The 18,228-nt window shown below is 69.5% G+C and carries 19 protein-coding genes; 7 read left to right on the top strand and 12 right to left on the bottom strand.

The window, feature by feature from the left end; all coding sequences use genetic code 11:
- From C5O79_RS35050 to C5O79_RS35000, 11 genes are all read right to left on the bottom strand, one after another.
- On the bottom strand, positions 1 to 808 hold an 808-nt coding region (locus C5O79_RS35050), incomplete at its 3' end, for a tetratricopeptide repeat protein (protein ID WP_131932171.1).
- Entirely contained in the window at positions 805 to 1,749 is a 945-nt protein-coding gene (locus tag C5O79_RS35045) for a type II secretion system F family protein (protein ID WP_046549841.1), read from the bottom strand. The genes C5O79_RS35050 and C5O79_RS35045, both read right to left, overlap by 4 nt.
- Positions 1,746 to 2,723 (bottom strand): type II secretion system F family protein, encoded by a 978-nt coding sequence (locus C5O79_RS35040; protein ID WP_046549842.1) that lies wholly within the window; start codon positions 2,721 to 2,723, stop codon positions 1,746 to 1,748. The genes C5O79_RS35045 and C5O79_RS35040 overlap by 4 nt, the downstream gene beginning before the upstream one ends.
- A complete protein-coding gene (locus tag C5O79_RS35035) occupies positions 2,720 to 4,159 on the bottom strand; it encodes a CpaF family protein (protein ID WP_046549843.1) in 1,440 nt (479 codons plus the stop codon). Before C5O79_RS35035 ends, C5O79_RS35040 begins: the two co-directional genes overlap by 4 nt.
- A complete protein-coding gene (locus C5O79_RS35030; protein ID WP_131932169.1) occupies positions 4,156 to 5,379 on the bottom strand; it encodes an AAA family ATPase in 1,224 nt (407 codons plus the stop codon). The genes C5O79_RS35035 and C5O79_RS35030 overlap by 4 nt, the downstream gene beginning before the upstream one ends.
- 21 nt (positions 5,380 to 5,400) lie before the next feature.
- Positions 5,401 to 5,781, bottom strand: a complete 381-nt coding sequence (locus C5O79_RS35025; RefSeq protein WP_046549845.1) for a CpaD family pilus assembly lipoprotein — start codon at positions 5,779 to 5,781, stop codon at positions 5,401 to 5,403.
- Positions 5,782 to 5,796: 15 nt separating this feature from the next.
- Entirely contained in the window at positions 5,797 to 7,179 is a 1,383-nt protein-coding gene (locus C5O79_RS35020) for a type II and III secretion system protein family protein (protein WP_131932167.1), read from the bottom strand.
- 54 nt (positions 7,180 to 7,233) lie between these two features.
- Complete coding sequence (gene cpaB, locus C5O79_RS35015) at positions 7,234 to 8,262, bottom strand: Flp pilus assembly protein CpaB (RefSeq protein ID WP_046549847.1); 1,029 nt, start codon at positions 8,260 to 8,262, stop codon at positions 7,234 to 7,236.
- Positions 8,263 to 8,282: 20 nt separating this feature from the next.
- Positions 8,283 to 8,756: a prepilin peptidase gene (locus tag C5O79_RS35010; RefSeq protein ID WP_131932165.1), complete on the bottom strand. Its 474-nt coding sequence runs from the start codon at positions 8,754 to 8,756 to the stop codon at positions 8,283 to 8,285.
- 88 nt (positions 8,757 to 8,844) lie between these two features.
- Positions 8,845 to 9,027, bottom strand: coding sequence for a Flp family type IVb pilin (locus C5O79_RS35005; protein ID WP_041493341.1), 183 nt, complete (start codon positions 9,025 to 9,027; stop codon positions 8,845 to 8,847).
- 536 nt (positions 9,028 to 9,563) lie between these two features.
- Positions 9,564 to 9,788 (bottom strand): hypothetical protein, encoded by a 225-nt coding sequence (locus C5O79_RS35000; protein ID WP_124493111.1) that lies wholly within the window; start codon positions 9,786 to 9,788, stop codon positions 9,564 to 9,566.
- Between the two features lie 100 nt (positions 9,789 to 9,888).
- On the opposite strand from C5O79_RS35000, the gene C5O79_RS34995 reads away from it, so the two are divergent.
- The 6 genes from C5O79_RS34995 to C5O79_RS34970 all read left to right on the top strand — a co-directional run bounded on the left by C5O79_RS34995 (position 9,889) and on the right by C5O79_RS34970 (position 15,768).
- Entirely contained in the window at positions 9,889 to 10,956 is a 1,068-nt protein-coding gene (locus C5O79_RS34995; RefSeq protein ID WP_046549849.1) for an ABC transporter substrate-binding protein, read from the top strand.
- A gap of 15 nt (positions 10,957 to 10,971) precedes the next feature.
- Complete coding sequence (locus tag C5O79_RS34990) at positions 10,972 to 11,814, top strand: ABC transporter permease (RefSeq protein ID WP_046549850.1); 843 nt, start codon at positions 10,972 to 10,974, stop codon at positions 11,812 to 11,814.
- Between the two features lie 39 nt (positions 11,815 to 11,853).
- Positions 11,854 to 12,675: an ABC transporter permease gene (locus C5O79_RS34985; protein WP_046549851.1), complete on the top strand. Its 822-nt coding sequence runs from the start codon at positions 11,854 to 11,856 to the stop codon at positions 12,673 to 12,675.
- 39 nt (positions 12,676 to 12,714) lie between these two features.
- On the top strand, positions 12,715 to 13,560 hold the full coding sequence (locus tag C5O79_RS34980; RefSeq protein ID WP_047850237.1) for an ABC transporter ATP-binding protein: 846 nt from the start codon (positions 12,715 to 12,717) through the stop codon (positions 13,558 to 13,560).
- A gap of 148 nt (positions 13,561 to 13,708) precedes the next feature.
- Positions 13,709 to 14,662 carry a TauD/TfdA family dioxygenase gene (locus tag C5O79_RS34975; RefSeq protein ID WP_046549853.1) on the top strand — a complete coding sequence of 318 codons (954 nt, stop codon included), beginning with the start codon at positions 13,709 to 13,711 and terminating at the stop codon, positions 14,660 to 14,662.
- Between the two features lie 158 nt (positions 14,663 to 14,820).
- Positions 14,821 to 15,768 (top strand): TauD/TfdA family dioxygenase, encoded by a 948-nt coding sequence (locus C5O79_RS34970; protein ID WP_122475398.1) that lies wholly within the window; start codon positions 14,821 to 14,823, stop codon positions 15,766 to 15,768.
- A 100-nt stretch (positions 15,769 to 15,868) separates the two neighbouring features.
- Here the strand turns inward: C5O79_RS34970 and C5O79_RS34965 are convergent, their stop codons facing one another.
- Positions 15,869 to 17,530 (bottom strand): ABC transporter substrate-binding protein, encoded by a 1,662-nt coding sequence (locus C5O79_RS34965; RefSeq protein WP_122475396.1) that lies wholly within the window; start codon positions 17,528 to 17,530, stop codon positions 15,869 to 15,871.
- A 289-nt stretch (positions 17,531 to 17,819) separates the two neighbouring features.
- On the opposite strand from C5O79_RS34965, the gene C5O79_RS34960 reads away from it, so the two are divergent.
- Positions 17,820 to 18,227 carry a DUF427 domain-containing protein gene (locus C5O79_RS34960; protein WP_122475394.1) on the top strand — a complete coding sequence of 136 codons (408 nt, stop codon included), beginning with the start codon at positions 17,820 to 17,822 and terminating at the stop codon, positions 18,225 to 18,227.
- Position 18,228 lies beyond the last annotated feature (1 nt).

Here is an 18,228-nt window from a genome sequence, read left to right as displayed (position 1 = left end):
GGGTGCGGGGGCCGCAAAATGACACGCGGGGCGACGGGCGCCCGCCCTGCGCGCGAACCGCCTGGTAGAAGCGCAGGTTGTCGGCCACCGCCGACGCGGGCAACTCCGCGGACAGCAGCTTCTTCGCCGAATCGGTGTTGCCGAGCACGCCGTAAGCGAACGCGAGGTTCTGGCGCGCCTGCCACGGTGCGGACGGCAATCCCGCGACGTCGAGCAGCACGTTCACGCCCTCGCGCGGCCGGTTGCCGAGCACGAGCGACAGCCCGAGGTCGACACGCAGCCCCTGTGCGTCCGGGTGCGCGCGCAGTGCCTCGCGATACACGACCTGCGCATCCGCGTGGCGCCCCTGCAGGTCGAGCACGGTGCCGAGCCCCTCCGCCGCGAGCGGATGGTTCGGCTGCACGGCGAGCAGGTCGCGATAGCGCTGCGCGGCTTCGTCGAGGCGCCGCTGCCGCAACGCGACGCGCGCGAGCCCGAGCTGCGGGCCGAGCTCTGCCGGTGCCTGCCGCTGCGCTTCGTCGTAGAGGATCCGCGCACGCTCCAGGTCGCCCGCGCGGTAGCTGACGTCGCCGAGCCCCAGGCGCGCCGCCAGCGAATCGGGATGCTTCGCGAGCACCTTCTCGTACAGCGTCGACGCGAGATCGACGTTGCCGCCGGCAAGTGCGCTGTCGGCGATGCGCAACTCGGCCTGCGGGTCGTCGCTCTTGTGCGACAGCACCGGCCGCGTCTGGATGCCCGGCGCGCCGCAGCCGGCCAGCACCGGCAGCGCGGCCGCGAGCGCGAACGCGCGTATGACGGATCGTGTCATCTGAACACCTCGAGCAGGCGAATCGCCGCCGGGCCTGCCGCGATCAGGCAGACCGTCGGCAGGATGAACAGCATCATCGGCAGCGTGATCTTCGGCGCAAGCTTCGCGGCCCGTTCCTCGAGCGCGACGATCTGCTCGGTACGCTCGGTGCGCGACAGCGTGCGCAGCGCCTGCGTGATCGGCGTGCCGAACCGCTGCGACTGCGTCAGCGTCGTCGCGAGCGAGCGCGCCGACGTGAAATCGACGCGCAGCGCGAAATGCGCGAGCGTCGCGGACACGTCGCCGCTCAGCGTCAGCTCGTCCGCGCACACGGTCAGCTCGTCGGCGAGCGGCGGGCAGATGCGCGCCAGTTCGTGCGCGACGCGCCGGATCCCCGACGCGAGACTGTTGCCGGCCATCGTGCAGATCACCAGCAGGTCCAGCGCATCGGGAAAGCACGCGGCGATGATGCGCCGCCGCCGCCGGATCATCACGCCGAGCACGTACTCCGGCACGATCACGCCGATCACGAAGGCGGCGATCATCGCCAGCGCGCGGATCACGAAGTATTCGCCGAAGCGTGGAATCAGCGGGCTGAACACGATCGCGCCGCACGCGAACAGCACGCCGCAGCTCAGCTTGATCCCGATCATCACCGACGCCGCGCGGCGCTCGCGAAAGCCCGCGCGCGCCAGTTGCAGGCCGAGCTTCACGCGCTGCATCGGATCGAGCACCGGCAACCGTTCGCCCAGTTGCGCGAGCCGGCGCGTCAGGTCCAGGCGGACGCCGCCCGGCTGCAGCCATCCCGCCATCGGTGCCGGCGGATGCTGCCCGGCAGCCTGCCGCACGCGCACGGCGATCCGCTGACGCGTGCCGCCGCCGGGCGTGGCGAGCGCCACCGCGACACAGCCGAGCAACAACAGCAACTCGAGGCCACGGGCGGCCAGTATCGACATCGTCATCGCGCGGTATCCAGTTTCGAGATCTTGCGGATCACCAGCAGGCCGACGGTCAGCAACCCGGCCGCGATCGTCAGCATCATGTGTCCGGGGTGCGTCGTGAACAGCAGCATCACGTAGTCGCGGTTCACGAGGAACAGCGCGCCGATCATCACGAACGGCACCGCCGAAATGATGTTCGTCGTGATGCGCCCTTCGGCGGTCAGCGCGCGGGTCTTCAGGCGGATGTCACGACGCGTGCGGATGATGCTCGACAGCTCGTCGAGCGTTTCGCCGAGGCTGCCGCCGGTCTCGCGCTGCAGCAGCAGGTAGACGGTGAAGAACGAGAAGTCCGCGATCATCAGCCGGTCCGCCGCCTGCGTCAGCACGTTCTTGAGATCCGCGCCGACGCGCAGGCTGTCGCCCATCGAGCGGAACGTCGCACGCACCGGCTCGGCCGCGCCGTCGCCGACCATGCTGATCGCCTGCGTGACCGGAATGCCCGCGCGCACGGCCCGCACGATCACGTCGATCGCGTCCGGGAACGCTTCGAGAAAACGAATCCGGAAGCGCTCGACCAACGCACGGTAGCTCGCTCGCATCGTGACCAGCGGCAACCCGGCGTAGATCAGCGGACGCAGGAAGCCCGGCGGCCCGATCAGCTTCACCGCGACGATCGCGACGATCGCGCCGGCGATCGTGCTCGCGACGACGATCCTCACGCCGCCCTTGCCGCCGACGGCACGCACGCGCGTCACGCGGCGCTGCAGCCACGCGCGCAGGCGGCCCTGGCGGCGCTGGAGGTTGAACAGCGCGACGCCGGGTGCGGCGGATGCGAGCCCGTCGCGCCCCGCGAGCGACGGCGACAGCCGGCGCATCCGCGCGCGAATCCGCTGTGCCGGTGTGCGGCTCGCGCGATCGAACCACGACGACAGCACGAGCCCGATCGCGAGGATCATCACGAACGCGCCCACCGCGAACAGGTCGGCGGCCCTCATTGCCGGAACACCTCGGCGAGCGCATCCTCGACGCCGTAATACGCGGCGCGCGCCGCGAATCCCGGCCGCAACGGCGAAGCCTCGAATACCCCCTTCACCGAATCGCGCGTCGTGTCGCCTTCCTGGCGGAACGCGAACAGGTCCTGCGTAATCACCACCTCGCCTTCCATCCCGACGATCTCGGTGATCCGCGTGACGCGTCGCACGCCGTCGCGCATCCGCTCGATCTGCACGAACAGGTGCACGGCGCTCGCGATCTGGCGCCGGATCGACAGCAGCTGCAGGTTCGCGTTCGCCATCATGACCATGCTCTCGAGCCGGCTGATCGCATCGCGCGGCGAATTCGCGTGGATCGTCGTCATCGAGCCGTCGTGCCCCGTGTTCATCGCCTGCAGCACGTCGAACGCCTCGGGGCCGCGAATCTCGCCGAGAATGATGCGGTCGGGCCGCATGCGCAGCGCGTTGCGCACGAGATCGCGCTGCGAGATCCCGCCGAGCCCCTCGGTATTCTCCGGCCGCGTCTCGAGGCTCACGACGTGCGGCTGCAGCAACTGCAGCTCGGCCGCATCCTCGATCGTCACGATCCGTTCGTGCTGCTCGATGTGCTGCGACAGCGCGTTGAGCAGCGTCGTCTTGCCCGAGCCGGTGCCGCCCGAGATCACGATGTTCAGCCGGCACGCGCACGCGACCTTGAGCACCTGCAGCATCGGATGCGAGATGTTGCCCTGCTGCGCCATCCGCGCAAGCGTGATGTCGCGCTTCGCGAACTTGCGGATCGAGATCGACGGGCCGCGCATCGCGATCGGCGGCAGCACGACGTTCACGCGGCTGCCGTCGGCGAGCCGCGCATCGACCATCGGGCTGCTCTCGTCGACGCGGCGCCCCACCGCCGCCGCGATCCGCTGCGCGACGCTCGCCACGTGCGCGTCGTCGCGAAACTTCAGCGACGTGAGCTCGAGCCGGCCCGCACGCTCGACATAGACCTGGTCGGGCCCGTTGACGAGGATGTCGGTGACCGAATCGTCGGCGAGCAGCGGCTCGATCGGCCCGACGCCGAACATGTCGTTCAGGATCGCATCGACGATCAGCACCTGCTCGCCGGCCGTGATCTTCAGGCGCTCGCGCTCGACCGTATGCGCGGCCACCTGCTCGATGCCCGTGCGCACTTCGTCGCGCGTCTTCATCAGCGCCGCCGACATGTTCATCGACGCGAATACCGCACTGCGGATCGCGTCGAACTTGCTCGACCGGATCAGCGCCTCGTGGGTGTCGGCCGTCACGGGTGTGCGGCCCGGGGTCGGTGCAGGCGTGTCCGCCGCGGTCGGGGCCGGGGCCGCGGCCGATGGCGCGGCCTCGCGCGCCCCGGCGGGCGTCACGACCTGCGGCTCGGCCGGCGCGGGATCGGCCGGCGGCCGGTTGCGGGTGCCGAACGTCACGTTCCCTTCCTCCACTTGACGAGCCGCGCATACCACGGCTCGGCGACGACCATCGGCTCGCCGGTGATGCCGTTCGCGAGTTGCCGGATCTGGTCCAGGAAGCCGTTCCGCTTCGCGCCTTCGATCGGCTCGCCGAGGTTCTCGGCGACGGCGAGCGCCTGCGGCTCGTGCGGCAGCTCGTGCAGTTGCGCGCCGCCGAACGCCTCCTCGAAATCGACCGGGTCGACGCGGCCGGCGACCGGTGCGAGCGGGTTGTTCAGCACCATCGACAGCAGCCGCTCGCCGGGCAGTTCCCGCACGAAGCGCACGAGCCGCGCGGCTTCGTACGCGGCGTGCACGGAACGGTCGACCACGACATGGACGAGATCGGACGCCACGAGCGCGTCCTCGAGCAGCTTGCCGGCGCCACTGCCGACGTCGAACAGCACGTAGTGGAAACGGTCCTTCAGCATGTCGACCAGGCGCGCGACGGCCTGGTCGCCCAGCGGGACGTCGGCGCCGTAGGCCAGCTCGGCGGACAGGACGTGCAACCGGTCGCCCTTCGTCACGAACATGCGCTCGAACAACGCGTCGTCGGGACGCTGCCCCATGTTCAGCAATTCGATCAGCCCGTTGTTGCTGGACAGCCCGAACATCGAATTCGCGCCCCCGCCATGCAGGTTCAGGTCGACGTAGGCCACCCGGCGGCGCTTCTCGCTCGCCAGGAAGCGCGCGAGGCTCACCGTGATCGTGGTCGCGCCGACGCCGCCGCGTGCGCCGACGAAGCTGACGACCTTGCCGGTGCGCGCCTGCACGACCGATTCCGTCGCGGTCAGCGCACGCCGCATCAACTCGACGGTCAGCGGCTTGACGATGTAGTCCTGCACGCCGATGCCGAGCAGGTTGCGAAACAACCCGACGTCGTTCTGCGTGCCGATCGCGATGACGCGCACCGACGGGTCGCATACGTCGGCGAGCCGCATCAGGTCCGACACCGGCAGCACCGAATCCGACACGTCGATGACGAGCTGGCGCGGCGAACGCTCGTACTGCTGCAGCAGCCGGATCGCATCGTCGCAGGTGCCGAGCTGCAGCTGGGTGCGCGCGATCGCCAGCTCCTGCGTGACGCGGCGTATCACGTCCTCGCTGCCCGAATCGGCGACGACCGCGACGAGATCGGCCGCGCCCGCGGACGCGGCACGCCGGGTGTGCTGACGGTCGAGGAGGTTCATGGGCGGCATCGTGATGGCATCCGGGTCCGGTCAATGGCTGGGCGAGCCGGTCGTCAGCGTCTTGCCTGGCGTCGGCTGCTTCACGCGATCCTCGACGTAGCGGCGCACCGCGTCGGCTGCCGTCTGCGCATCCGTGCCGCCGTACGGCACGGGCGCGACGAGATCCTCGGGCCGCGCGAGCATCGCCGCGAGGTTCGAATAGGTCGCGCAGCCGAACGGCACGCCGGGCCGCGCGAACCCCGCGTCGACGAGATGCGACGGCTGCATCAGCTTCGCGCAATCGGGCGCCACCGCGTGCGCGCCGTCGAAGCCGATCGACCGCGCATCGGGCAGGTTGACCGGCGGCGGCGCCGACAGGCAGCCCGCACACACCAGCGGCAGCAGTGCGGCAACGGTCGATCGGGTTCGCATGCGTGCTCCTCCGGTTCAGTAGACGAAGCCCGCGGCGCCGACGAGGCGCGGCGTGTCACCCGACAGCAGGTCGAGCCCGAGGTTGCGCTGCACCGCGAACTCGAGGTCGCTGCTCGGCCGCGCGACGGTGTCGATCGCCTGCTCGAGCTGGCCGGGCCCGGTCGGCTGCACGATGTACGGCGTGACGATCACGACCACCTCGGTCTTGTTGTCCTGGAAGTTCTTCGACGAAAACAGCCGGCCGATGATCGGCAGCCGGCCGAGCCCCGGAATCTGCGACACGGTGTCGGCCGTCTGGCTCTGCAGCAGCCCGCCGATCGCGAAGCTCTGCCCGCTCGACAACTCGACCGTCGTGTCGACGCGCCGCACCGTGAGCCCCGGCACCTTGACGCCGCCGGTCGTCACGCTGTTGTTCGCATCGACCTCGCTCACTTCCGGCCGCACCTTCAGGCTGATCCGGTTGTCGGCGAGCACGGTCGGCGTGAAGTCGAGCGACACGCCGAACGGCTTGAACTCGACCGTGATCGCGCCGGTCGACGAGCCGGCCTGCGCGACGGGGATCGGAATCTCGCCGCCCGCGAGGAAGCTCGCGGTCTCGCCGGACATCGCGGTGAGGTTCGGCTCGGCGAGCATCGTGATCAAGCCCTCCTGGTCGAGTGCGTCGAGCACCACGTCGATCGACCAGCGCCCCGCGCGGAATCCGCCGAGCACCGAGTAGGCGCCCGTCGGCGACAGGTTGAACAGGCCGTTCGTCGGATCGAACAGCGTGCGCCCGTTGAACAGCCCGCCGACGAAGTTGCCGGCGGCGCCCAGCGAGCTCCAGTTGATGCCGAGCTGCTGCGTGATGTTGCGGCTCACCTCGGTCACCCGCACGCGCAGGTTCACCTGGATCGGGCGCGACAGCGTGAGCCGGTTCACGATCTTTTCCTTGTCGTGCAGGTACGGCGTGAGCGACTGCATCACGGCGTCCGCGTCGGCCGCGCTCGGCACCTTGCCCGACACCATCAGCGAGCCCGGCGCGCCGGACACCGACAGCTTCAGCTGCGGAAAGCGGCTGTCGAGCACGCCCTGCAGCGACGCCGTGTCGACCTGCACGATCACCGTCTTGCGCAGGATCGGGCGATGGTTCGCGCCGAGCGCGATCAGCGTGGTCGTGCCCGCCTTCTTGCCGAACACGAACACGGTGCGCGGGGACGGCACCTGGATGTCCGCGATGGCGGGATCGGCGACGAACATCGCGGTCGCGGGTTCGGGCAGCGACAGCATTTCCCCCTTGCCGGTCGCGATCGACAGCGCCGTGCCCGCGTCCGGCGCGCGTGCGACCTGCGCCAACGCGCTCCCGGACGCGACCATGCAGGCCAGGCCCCCGACAGCGATCCAACGAACCATGCGCACCATGCGTGTTCCCGTCAAATGCCGGCCGCCCGGCGGCCGGCCCGAATCGTCAATCCGTCACTGCGCCGCCACGGCCGGCGGCGGCGCAGTCGCCTGGGCCGCGACATTGGCGCCGCCCGTCGTCGTGGGCACCGCGGGCATCGCCGGCCAGGCCGGCAACCCGGCCGGCAGCGGCGGCAGGCCCGGCGTGCCGGTGCCGCCGCCACGCGATCCGTCGTCGACCGACGAACCGCGATAGATCACGACCGCGTTGCTCCGCCACGCCGGCCGCGCGCCCGACTCCGGCCCGGCGGACGGTTCACGTGCGGCCTCGCGGGCCGCGCGCGACACGTCGCCGGCCCACACGGGCTGCGTATCGGGCTCCTGCGCGTCGCCGCCTGCCGGCTGCCGCCGGTCGCTCGTCGCGAAACTGCGCAGCGCGAGCGACAGCGAGCCGAGGCGTGTTGCCACCAGCACGACCTGCGCCGTGCGCGGCGCGACCTCGAGCGTGACCGTGCGGGCGCGAGCCGTCGCGTCCGGCGCGCTCGCGGGCGCCTTCGCGCGCTGGAATTCGGAGCCGACCGCGAGCACGCGCGCACGCCGCACCACGGTCTCCGCCTCGAACGTGCCGGGCGACGTCGCCGAGCCGCCGATCTGCTGCGTCAGCAGCACGTCGACGAAGTCGCCCGGCTGGATCAGCCCCGCGTTGCCCGACACGTCGTCGACCGGCACCGAGATCGCGCGCATGCCGGGCTGCAGCGCAGCCGCCAGAAAATCCGGCGCGCCGGCCGGTATCACGTTCTCGACGCGAATCGGTGCGCCGGCGCCGACGGGGTAGCGCAGCAGCGCGCCCTTCAGGTCCGCGCCCGGCTGCGACTCGACGAACGCGCCAGCCGGCACCTGCGCGCGCGGCATGCGCTTCCATGCGAGATCGTTGTCGCGCAGCAACAGCCCTTCCGGCAGGTCGGCGGCGGCGACCCGCACGCGCGCCTGATCCGTTTCGGCGGGCACCGACGGCGTCGACGCCGCGACGTACAGCTCGCGCAGGATGAACGCACCGATGCCGGCGGCAACGACGAGCACGGCCAGTCTCAGCGGTTTGGGCATGGCGGCGTGCGTCCCCCCGGCTAGGTAAGTGAAACCGTGTGTGGAAACGACGCCCAGACGGCCAGCGTGCCGCCGAGCGCGAGCGCAACGCCGTACGGCACGCCGCGCGCGGCGACCGCGCGAACCGGCGCGGCGCGCCACGGCCGCGACGCCAGCAACGCGACGCCGCACAAGGCACCGCCCGCGCCGACGCCTGTCAGCACCGGAAACGCCAGTGCCGGGCCGGCCCACAGGAATACCGCCGCCGCCAGCTTCACGTCGCCCCCGCCGATCCAGCCCGCGTGGCGCATGCCGCCGAACAGCAGCAGCATTGCCGCACCGGTCGCGACATGGCCTGCCAGCGGCGCGAACCCGTCGCGCGCGAGCGCGGCCGCGACGAAATACAGCGCCGCGAACGCGAGCACCGCGCGATTGGACAGGCGCCGGTCGCGCATATCCTGCGCGGCGAGCGAGGCCAGCAGGACCGTGGCCACCGACTGCACGAGCGTGAGCATGGGAGAGCCGTCCGTCGACACGCACCGGCCGGATACGTTCTACCGCTGCAGATCCCGGTGTTCGTCGGTGGCGCGCGGGTTCAGGGGATCAGATCAGGCTCGTCACCTTGTTGATCAGCGTCGTGAACACGCTCGGCAAGCCGCCGCTGGTGCTGCTGAGGATCACGCCGACCGCCGCGAGCGCGACCACGACGATGCCGGCGAGCACGGCGTATTCGAGCGAGCTGACGCCACGTTCGTCACGCAGCAGGGACTTGACGTATTGCAGCATGGCAACCTCCGTGTAACGGGGCCGGTGACCGACCGTTGAACGCAAAGATGCTCCGTTGCTCCGGTGGTTGCGCAGGACGTCCGCCCATTGCGACGCATGCGCGCGCCCCTGGCACGAGGCCGCCCGCATTCCCCCGGAATCCTCTCGATTACTGCAACACGCGGCGTGCAACGACAGCTTCGATCGTTGCGTGCCTGCATCCGTGGTGCGGTCTTCCCGCACGACGCAACCGCGCTGATTCGTCTAGGGTATAGACAATTTTTCAGGCGAATTCAAATTATTAGGCGTCGGAATGCATTTATGGATTTCATCCTGCAACGATGAAATCCATGCTGAACATTTCCGGTCATTTTTTCTCGCGCGACAGCGAATGGTTCGCCTGTCGGAACGAGCATGCCGACTGTTGCAGCGCGCGAATTGCCGCCCCGGGTTCCACTCGATTTATCGGCATGCCCGGCCGATCCGCATGCGTGCGTCGCGCCCCGCCCGGGCTGCCGTCCCGGCGTGCATGACGGACTCGCATCACCTGCCCGCGGCTACCTGCCCCCGTTTTTCCGCACCGATTCGGCGAATGAATCTCGCGCGAATCCGCGTGCATTCGTCTTCATCGCGACTTTCGAATCGGCAATTTCATGATTTTGCTTCCGGGTTAAATCGACTGGATTGGAATCCTGATTGAATGTCGGATGCATGTGAATGCCGTTCTCATCCGGATGGAACGAATCGTCAGGCGCACCAACCCGGAAAACGACGATAAGCATAGTTCAAATCGTTTCTTGTCCGGCCCCGGCACGTCATCGAGAATGCGCCGACAGGCCAAGGCCCGGCCTCTTCCCCACAACGTTCCGGACCCATCGATTCATGCTTCCATTGCGCCTGCTTCGCTCGCTGCTGATCGCGTCCCTCATTGCGTTGCCGGCCGCCGCCGCGCACGCCGACAAGCCCGCCACCATCCGCATCGGCGTCGCCCAGCAAGGCGCCGGCGATCCGCCGACGTTCGGCGGGTCGAGTGCGGCCACCGCACAGTTGCAGCAGCTGGTCGAAAAGGAGTTCGCGGCCGACGGCATCAAGGTGGAGTGGCTGTTCTTCAAGGGCGCGGGGCCGGCCGTCAACGAGGCGATCGCCAACAAGGCGCTCGACTTCGCGTACCAGGGCGACCTGCCCGCCGTGCTCGCCCGGGCGAACGGGATCAAGACGCGCCTGCTGCTCGCCGCGAGCGTGCGCTCGGGCGTCAAGATCGCGGTGCCGCCCGACTCCCCGATCCGCTCGATCAAGGACCTGAAGGACCGCCGCGTGTCGATCTTCCGCGGCACGAACTTGCAGCTCGTCGCCGACAACGCGCTCGCGAAGAACGGCCTCGGCGAACGCGACCTGCGCGTGATCAATCTCGACGCCGCGAGCTCGCTCGCCGCGCTCGCGTCGAAGGGCATCGATGCGTCGGTGGGCGACTACCAGCTGTACAAGCTGCGCGACGCGGGGCTCGCGAAGATCATCTACGAATCGCAGAACGACGGCCCGCAGCTCACGCGCCAGACCCACCTGCTCGTGCTCGACGATTTCGAGCGCGCGCATCCGGACATCGTGCAGCGCGTCGTCACCGCACTCGTGAAGGGCGCGCGCTGGTCGTCCGACGAAGCGAACCGCGACGCGCTGTTCAAGCTATGGGCGAAAAGCGGCGTGCCGGTGTCGTCGTGGCAGGCCGACTATGCGAACCAGCGGCTGAAGGATCGCCTGTCGCCGCTGATCGATCCGTTCTTCGTCGCGCGCTACAAGTCCGTCGCGCAGGATGCGCTGGCGCTGAAGCTGATCCGCCAGCCGGTCGACGTCGACGGCTGGTTCGAGCCGAAGTATCTCGACAATGCGCTGCGCACGCTGAAACTCGAAAGCTACTGGCCACGCTACGACGCGGCCGGCAAGCCGCTTTCCTGACCCGGACCTGCCCCGATGAGCGACACCGCGTTTTCCCTTCCGTCATCCGAACGCGACGCGCTCGCCGCGCCGCCGCACCGTGCGCCGGCCGTGAAGCGGTGGTCGTGGCGGCTCGCGCCGTGGCTGCTGCCCGCGCTGCTGTTCGCGCTGTGGAGCATCGGCAGCGCGCGCGGCTGGATCGCGCCGCAGATCCTGCCGCCGCCCGAGCGCGTGTTCGATGCACTCGAGGATCTCGCGACGAGCGGCGATCTCGTGCGCCACACGCTGGTCAGCCTGCAGCGCGTGCTGGTCGGCTTCGCCGCCGGCACGCTGCTCGGCTTCGCGACCGGCGTCGCGCTCGGCCTGTCGCGCACGCTGGAAGCCTACGTGCTGCCGAGCTTCAATGCGATCGTGCAGATTCCGGTGCTCGGCTGGCTGCCGTTCCTGCTGCTGCTCGTCGGTGTCGGCGAGCCGCTCAAGTACCTGCTGATCGCGCATGCGGCGCTCGTCCCCGTCACGCTGAGCACGTTGCAAGGGTTTCGCCAGACGCCGCCCGCGCTCGACGAAGTCGCGCGCGTATTCGGCTACACGCGCCGGCAACGCATCGTGCACGTCGTGCTGCCCGCCGCGATCCCGACGCTCGCGACCGGCGTGCGGCTCGCGTTCACGAAGTCGTGGCTCGCGCTCGTCGTCGTCGAGCTCGTCGCATCGTCCGAAGGGCTCGGCTACCTGATCGTGTACGGGCGGCAACTGTTCCAGCTCGATCTCGTGATGGCCGCCGTGATCGTCGTCGGCGCGGTCGGCCTGCTGATCAACCGGCTGCTCGATGCGCTCGAAGCACGCTTGCGCCGCGGCGTGCCGTCCGCGTTCCGCGGCTGATCCGCCGCCGCTGCCCGCGCCCCCGAAGGAGTCCCGCCGTTGACGTATCCTGCTGCCGCACCTGACACCACCCCGCCTGCCACCACGGCCGCCCGCCGCCTGCGCGCACCCGACTGGCGCGGCTTCGTGCTGCCGCTCGTCGCGTTCGCGCTGTGGTGGGCGATCGCTTCCGCGCACCTCGTGAGCAGCGGGCTGCTCGTCGGCCCCGCCGACGTGCTGCGCACCGCCTGGGCGCAAGCCACGAGCGGCGCACTCGGCCGCGCGCTGTCCGCGTCGCTCGCACGTGAAGCCTGCGGCTTCGTGCTCGGCGCGACGGGCGGGCTGCTGCTCGGCGCCGTGCTCGGGCTGTCGCGCGTCGCGGCGCGCATGGTCGGCCCGAGCTTCGACACGTTCAAGCAGATCTCGCTGTTCGCATGGATTCCGCTGATTTCCGTGTGGTTCGGCCTCGGCGACGTCGCCAAAGTCGTGTTCCTGTCGCTCGCCGCGCTGCTGCCCGTTGCCGCGCACACCTGCGACGGCATTCACGCGGTGCCGCGCGCGTATGTCGACGTCGCCCGCGCGCTGCGCTACTCGCGGCTCCAGCTCGTGCGCTACGTGATCCTGCCGGCCGCGCTGCCGTCGATCTTCACCGGGCTGTATCTCGGCCTGATCTATTCGTGGCTCGCGACGCTCGGCGCCGAATACCTGCTGGTCGCCGGCAGCGGGATCGGCAACACGCTGATCGACGGCAGCGAACAGTTCCGGATGGATCTCGTGCTGTTCGGGATCATCGTCGTCGGCGTGACCGGCTGGGCGCTGAACGCGATCGCGCGCGCGATCGAGCGCAAGGTGCTGGCCCGGCGCGGCGACCTGGCGCGCTGATCGCCTGATGCTTCCTCGTCCCCTTTTCCTCGCACCGCCATGACGACTCTCGCCTCCGATTCGATCGACATCCTCCATGTGAGCAAGCACTACGCGCAACGCGGCGCGGCGCTCGCCGTACTCGACGACGTGTCGCTGCACGTGCGCGCCGGTGAATTCGTCACGATCGTCGGCTCGAGCGGTTGCGGCAAGTCGACGCTGTTGCGGCTGATCGCCGGGCTCGATACCGATTACGCGGGCGAGATCCGGGCCGGTGCCGAACGCGTGCGCGACACGTCGCTGCAGCGCGGGATCGTGTTCCAGGATCACCGGCTGTTCCCGTGGCTCACCGTCGCGCAGAACATCGAGGCCGCGCTGCGCAACGCGCCGCTCGACGCGGCCGCGAAGCGGCGCGCGGTTGCCGATCACATCGCGCTCGTCGGGCTGAACGGCTTCGAGCACGCGTATCCGAACCAGCTGTCGGGCGGAATGGCGCAGCGCGTCGCGATCGCGCGCGGCCTCGTGAACCGCCCGCGCGTGCTGCTGCTCGACGAGCCGTTCGGCGCGCTCGACGCGCAGACGCGCGCGCGGATGCAGAACGAACTGCTGCGCATCTGGGAACAGGAGCGCATCACGATGATCCTCGTCACGCACGACGTCGACGAAGCCGTGTATCTCGGCGACCGCGTCGTGACGATGGCGCCGCGCCCGGGCCGTATCGAACGCATCGTCGATGTCGCGTTGCCGCGCCCGCGCCGGCGCGATTCGCCGGCATTCGCGCGATTGCGCGACACCGTGCTCGCCGATTTCGACGACCACGAACCACCGGGCGACGACCGCCCGGGCGGCCAGCGCATCGACACGCCGCGCCCGCACCGGATCGGCGAATGGCGGCTGGCGTGGTAGCGCGCACGACGCGCCACATTGCTCAGCATGACGATGCATATCGATCATCGCTGCGCCCACGCTAAGGTTGTGACGATTCATCGGTTCCGATTGCGCGCGGTCCCTGCTTGAATGGAGACTCGACCGATCCGACTCCAGGAGACTCCCGATGTCCGAAGTCCAGCACGCCGCTCACCCGTCTTCGCATGCTTCGCACGCCGCGCCGCGCACGGCCGCCACGCCGCTCCAGCTTCGCCAGGTCGCCGGCCGGATCGGCGCCGAAATCGCCGGCGTGCGGCTGTCGGGCACGCTCGATGACGCGACGTTCGACGCGATCCACGCCGCGCTGCTGCGCCACAAGGTGCTGTTCTTCCGTGGCCAGCAACATCTCGACGACACCGCGCAGGAAGCGTTCGCACGCCGCTTCGGCAAGACCGTCGCGCACCCGACCGTGCCGTCCGTCGACGGCAGCGCGCACCTGCTCGAACTCGATTCCGCGCACGGCGCGCGCGCCAATTCGTGGCACACCGACGTGACCTTCGTCGATGCGTACCCGAAGATCTCGATCCTGCGTGCCGTCGTGATTCCGCCGTTCGGCGGCGACACCGTGTGGGCCAACACGGCCGCCGCGTACACCAACCTGCCCGACCCGCTGCGTGCGCTCGCCGACACACTGTGGGCACTGCATACCAACGCGTACGACTACGCGTCGACGCACGTGCATGCCGACGATACGCAACTGAAGCGCTACCGCGAAGTATTCACGTCGACCGTCTACGAAACCGAGCACCCGGTCGTGCGCGTCCATCCGGAAACCGGCGAACGCACGCTCGTGCTCGGGCATTTCGTGCAGCGGCTCAAGGGGCTGTCGGCGCAGGATTCCGCGCACCTGCTGCAGGTGTTCCATGAACACGTCACGCGGCTCGAGAACACCGTGCGCTGGAACTGGCAGGAAGGCGACGTGGCGATCTGGGACAACCGCGCAACGCAGCACTATGCGATCAACGACTACGGCGATGCGCGCCGCGTCGTGCGCCGCGCCACCGTGCACGGCGACGTGCCGGTCGGCATCGACGGCCGCCGGAGCGTCGTGCTGAAGGGGCCGGGGGCGACGCTGCAATGACGCCCGCGTCGCGCGGCGGCGGCGCTCCATGCGCGCCGCCGCGCCTGCCCCGCTTTCCGCTACCGGACACCGACCATGCACTTCCCGCCTCCGGACCGACGCGCACCCGCGCAACGATGTCGGCCCTCCGCCCCCTCCACTTCCGCCAGGAGCGTCACATGAGCGCCCTACTCGAACCCGCCGCCCAGCCGGTCGACGTGATTCCGCTGTCCGCCCATATCGGCGCGGAAATCCGCGGCGTCGACCTCACGCAACCGTTGACCACGCCGCAGATCTCGTCGATCCGCGCCGCGCTGCTGAAATGGCGCGTCATCTTCTTCCGCGAACAATTCCTCACGCACGAGCAGCACGTCGCGTTCTCCGCGCAGTTCGGCGAACCGACGGTCGGCCACCCGGTATTCGGGCACGTCGACGGGCATCCGGCCGTCTACTCGATCGCGAAGCATCGCAAGGCAACGCGCTTCGAAGGCGAACCGGTGCGCCGCCCGTGGACCGGCTGGCACACCGACGTGACGGCCGCCGTGAACCCGCCGTGGGCGTCGATCCTGCGCGGCGTGACGATCCCGCCGTACGGCGGCGACACGCACTGGACGAACCTCGTGCGGGCGTACGACACGCTGTCCGCGCCGCTGCGCGGCTTCGTCGACGGCCTGCGCGGCATTCACCGCTTCACGCCGCCGGCCGGCGCGCGCGCCACCGGCGCGTTCGACGACGCGGTCGAACGCCGCCCGCTCGTCACCGAGCATCCGCTCGTGCGCGTGCATCCGGAGACCGGCGAACGCGCGCTGTACGTGAGCCCGAGCTTCCTGAAATCGATCGTCGGGCTGACGCCGCGCGAGAGCCAGGCGCTGCTCGAACTGCTGTGGGAACACGTGACGCGGCCGGATTTCACGATCCGCTTCAAGTGGGAACCGCGCAGCATCGCGTTCTGGGACAACCGCGCGACCGCCCACCTCGCGCCCGTCGACATCTTCGATCTCGACTTCGATCGCCAGCTGTATCGCACGACGCTCATCGGCGACGTGCCGGTCGGCCCCGACGGCCGGCCGTCGGTCGCGCTCGAAGGCTCGCCGGTCGAAGCCGCGGCGGCGGTCGCGCTCAACTGAACCGAATCGCTCTGCCGGTAGCCGGCGCGCACCGCATCGCGCCGGCCTTTCCCTTCATCGCACCGCGCGGACGAAAACACTTGTCCGCGCGGCCCGCCCGTCAATCCAGCCAGACCCCGTCGAAGCGATGCCCGCCGAGCGGCGAGAACGTCAGCCCGTGCACGCGCCTGGACACCGGCAGCGACACGATCGACGTCGCGATCGGCGTGAACGGCACCTGGTCCTTGAACACGACCTGCGCCTGCTCGTACAGCACCGTGCGCTTCGCGACATCCCCATTGGAACGCGCCGCGTCCACCAGCTTCTCGAAATCCTGGTTGCACCACTTCGCGAGATTGCTGCCGTGCACCGCGTCGCAACCGAGCAGCGTGCCGAGCCAGTTGTCGGGGTCGCCGTTGTCGCCCGACCAGCCGTACAGGATCGCGTCGTGCTGCCCGTCGTGCTTCGCGCGGCGGTTGTATTCGCCCCATTCATAGCTGACGATCTTCGCGCGCACGCCGATCTTCGCCCAGTCCTGCTGGATCAGCTGCGCCATCAACTGCGCGTTCGGGTTGTACGGGCGTTGCACCGGCATCGCCCACAGCGTCAGGTCGAAGCCGTTCGGAAAACCGGCCTGCGCGAGCAGCGCCTTCGCGGCCGCCGGGTCGCGCGGCGCATCCTTCAGCCGCGGGTTGTACGACCATTGCGCGGGCGGCATCGGGTTCGTCGCGATCTTCGCGTCGCCGTTGAACACGGTCTTCACGATCGCCGACTTGTCGATCGCGATGTCGAGCGCGCGCCGCACGTCGACGCGATCGAGCGGCGCATGCTGCGTGTTGTACGCGACGAAGCCGACGTTGAAACCCATCCCCGAGAACAACGTCAGCTTCGGGTCGCGCCGCACCGTGTCGAGATCGGCCGGCCGCGGGAACGCCGATACCTGGCACTCGCCGGCCACCAGCTTCTGCAGGCGCGCGGCCGGATCGGGCGTGATCGCGAACACGAGGCGCGAAAGCTTCACGTCGTCCGGTTTCCAGTAGTCGGGATTCGCGTCGTAGCGGATCAGCGCGTCCTTCTGGTACGTGCGCAGCAGGAACGGCCCCGTGCCGACCGGGAACTGGTTGATGTCGGCCTCGCGATGGCGCGCCGCGAGCTGCGACGCATACTCGGCCGACAGGACCGACGCGAACGCCATCGCGAGATTGCGCACGAACACGACGTCGGGGGTCTTCAGCACGAAGCGCACCGTGTAGTCGTCGACCTTGTCGATGCGCTCGATGTTGCGGTCGAAGCCGAGGTCACTGAAATACGGGAAGCTGACCGGATAGGCCTTGCGGAACGGATCGTCGGGATCGAGCATCCGGCGGAACGTGAAGACGACGTCGTCGGCCTGGAACGGCCGCGTCGGCTTGAACCACGCGGTGGTCTGGAATTTCACGTCGCGCCGCAGGTGGAACGTGATCGTGCGCTGGTCGGGCGACACGTCCCAGCTCGTCGCGAGCGCCGGCTCGAGATCGAGCGTGCCGCGCTTGAACTGCACGAGCCCGTTGTAGACCGGGTACGTGCTCGCATCGAAATCGGTGCTCGTCGTATGCTGGCCCGGATCGAAGCCGGCCGGGCTGCCTTCGGTGCAATACACGAGCGTCTTGCCGGACGGCGCGGCGAGCGCCTGCGTGGCCGCGCCGGCGAGCAGCAGCGACGCCGCGATGCAGCGCAGGGCTGCGGCGGCATGGGGTGTGCCACGCGCACGGCGCGCAGCTGACGAAACGAAAGCGTTCTTCATGGTGACGGAGACAGGAAAGAGCTGTCATGCAAATGACGACGGCCGATCTTCGCGCGCCTCCCGGCGATCGCTTACCAATTAATTTCGCGTTGCTTATCGTCGTGGCTGCAACCCGCTGCCCGTGCATGAAAACGTCCACGCGAGCGCCGGGCGGCCGTTTCGCGCCGCCGTCTTCCGGCCCCCTGCAGACTCGCCCGAAATGGCGCATCGTATCGGCTGGCCAACGCCGGCACGGGCGCGCCGGGATTCGCCCGGCGCCGCCGCGCCACCGATTCCAGGAGGACACACGATGCCTGTCAGCTCCGAAACGTCTGCTCGCCCGGTGAAGACGCCGGGCCCCGATCACCCGATCACGGTCGAACTGCACCCGCGGCGCGTCGTGGTCAAGGCGGCCGGCAGGGTCGTCGCGGATACGCGCCGCGCGCTGGCGCTGCGTGAAGCCGCCTACCCGGCGGTGCTCTACATCCCGCGCGAGGACGCCGACCTGACACTGCTGCAGCGCACCAATCACGCGACGTACTGTCCGTACAAGGGCGACGCCGCCTACTACTCGATACCGGTCGGCGGCGAGCGCGCGGTCAATGCCGTCTGGACCTACGAGGCGCCGTATCCGGCCGTCGATGCGATCCGCGGGCACCTCGCGTTCTATCCGGATCGCGTCGATTCGATCGAGGAAATCCCGGCCGGCTCCGATTGAG

It is taken from the genome of Burkholderia sp. SRS-25, from assembly GCF_004343765.1.
GTDB classification, from domain to species: domain Bacteria; phylum Pseudomonadota; class Gammaproteobacteria; order Burkholderiales; family Burkholderiaceae; genus Burkholderia; species Burkholderia contaminans.
The sequence above is the reverse complement of the archived record's forward strand: the minus strand, read 5'-3'. Positions and strand labels throughout refer to the sequence as shown.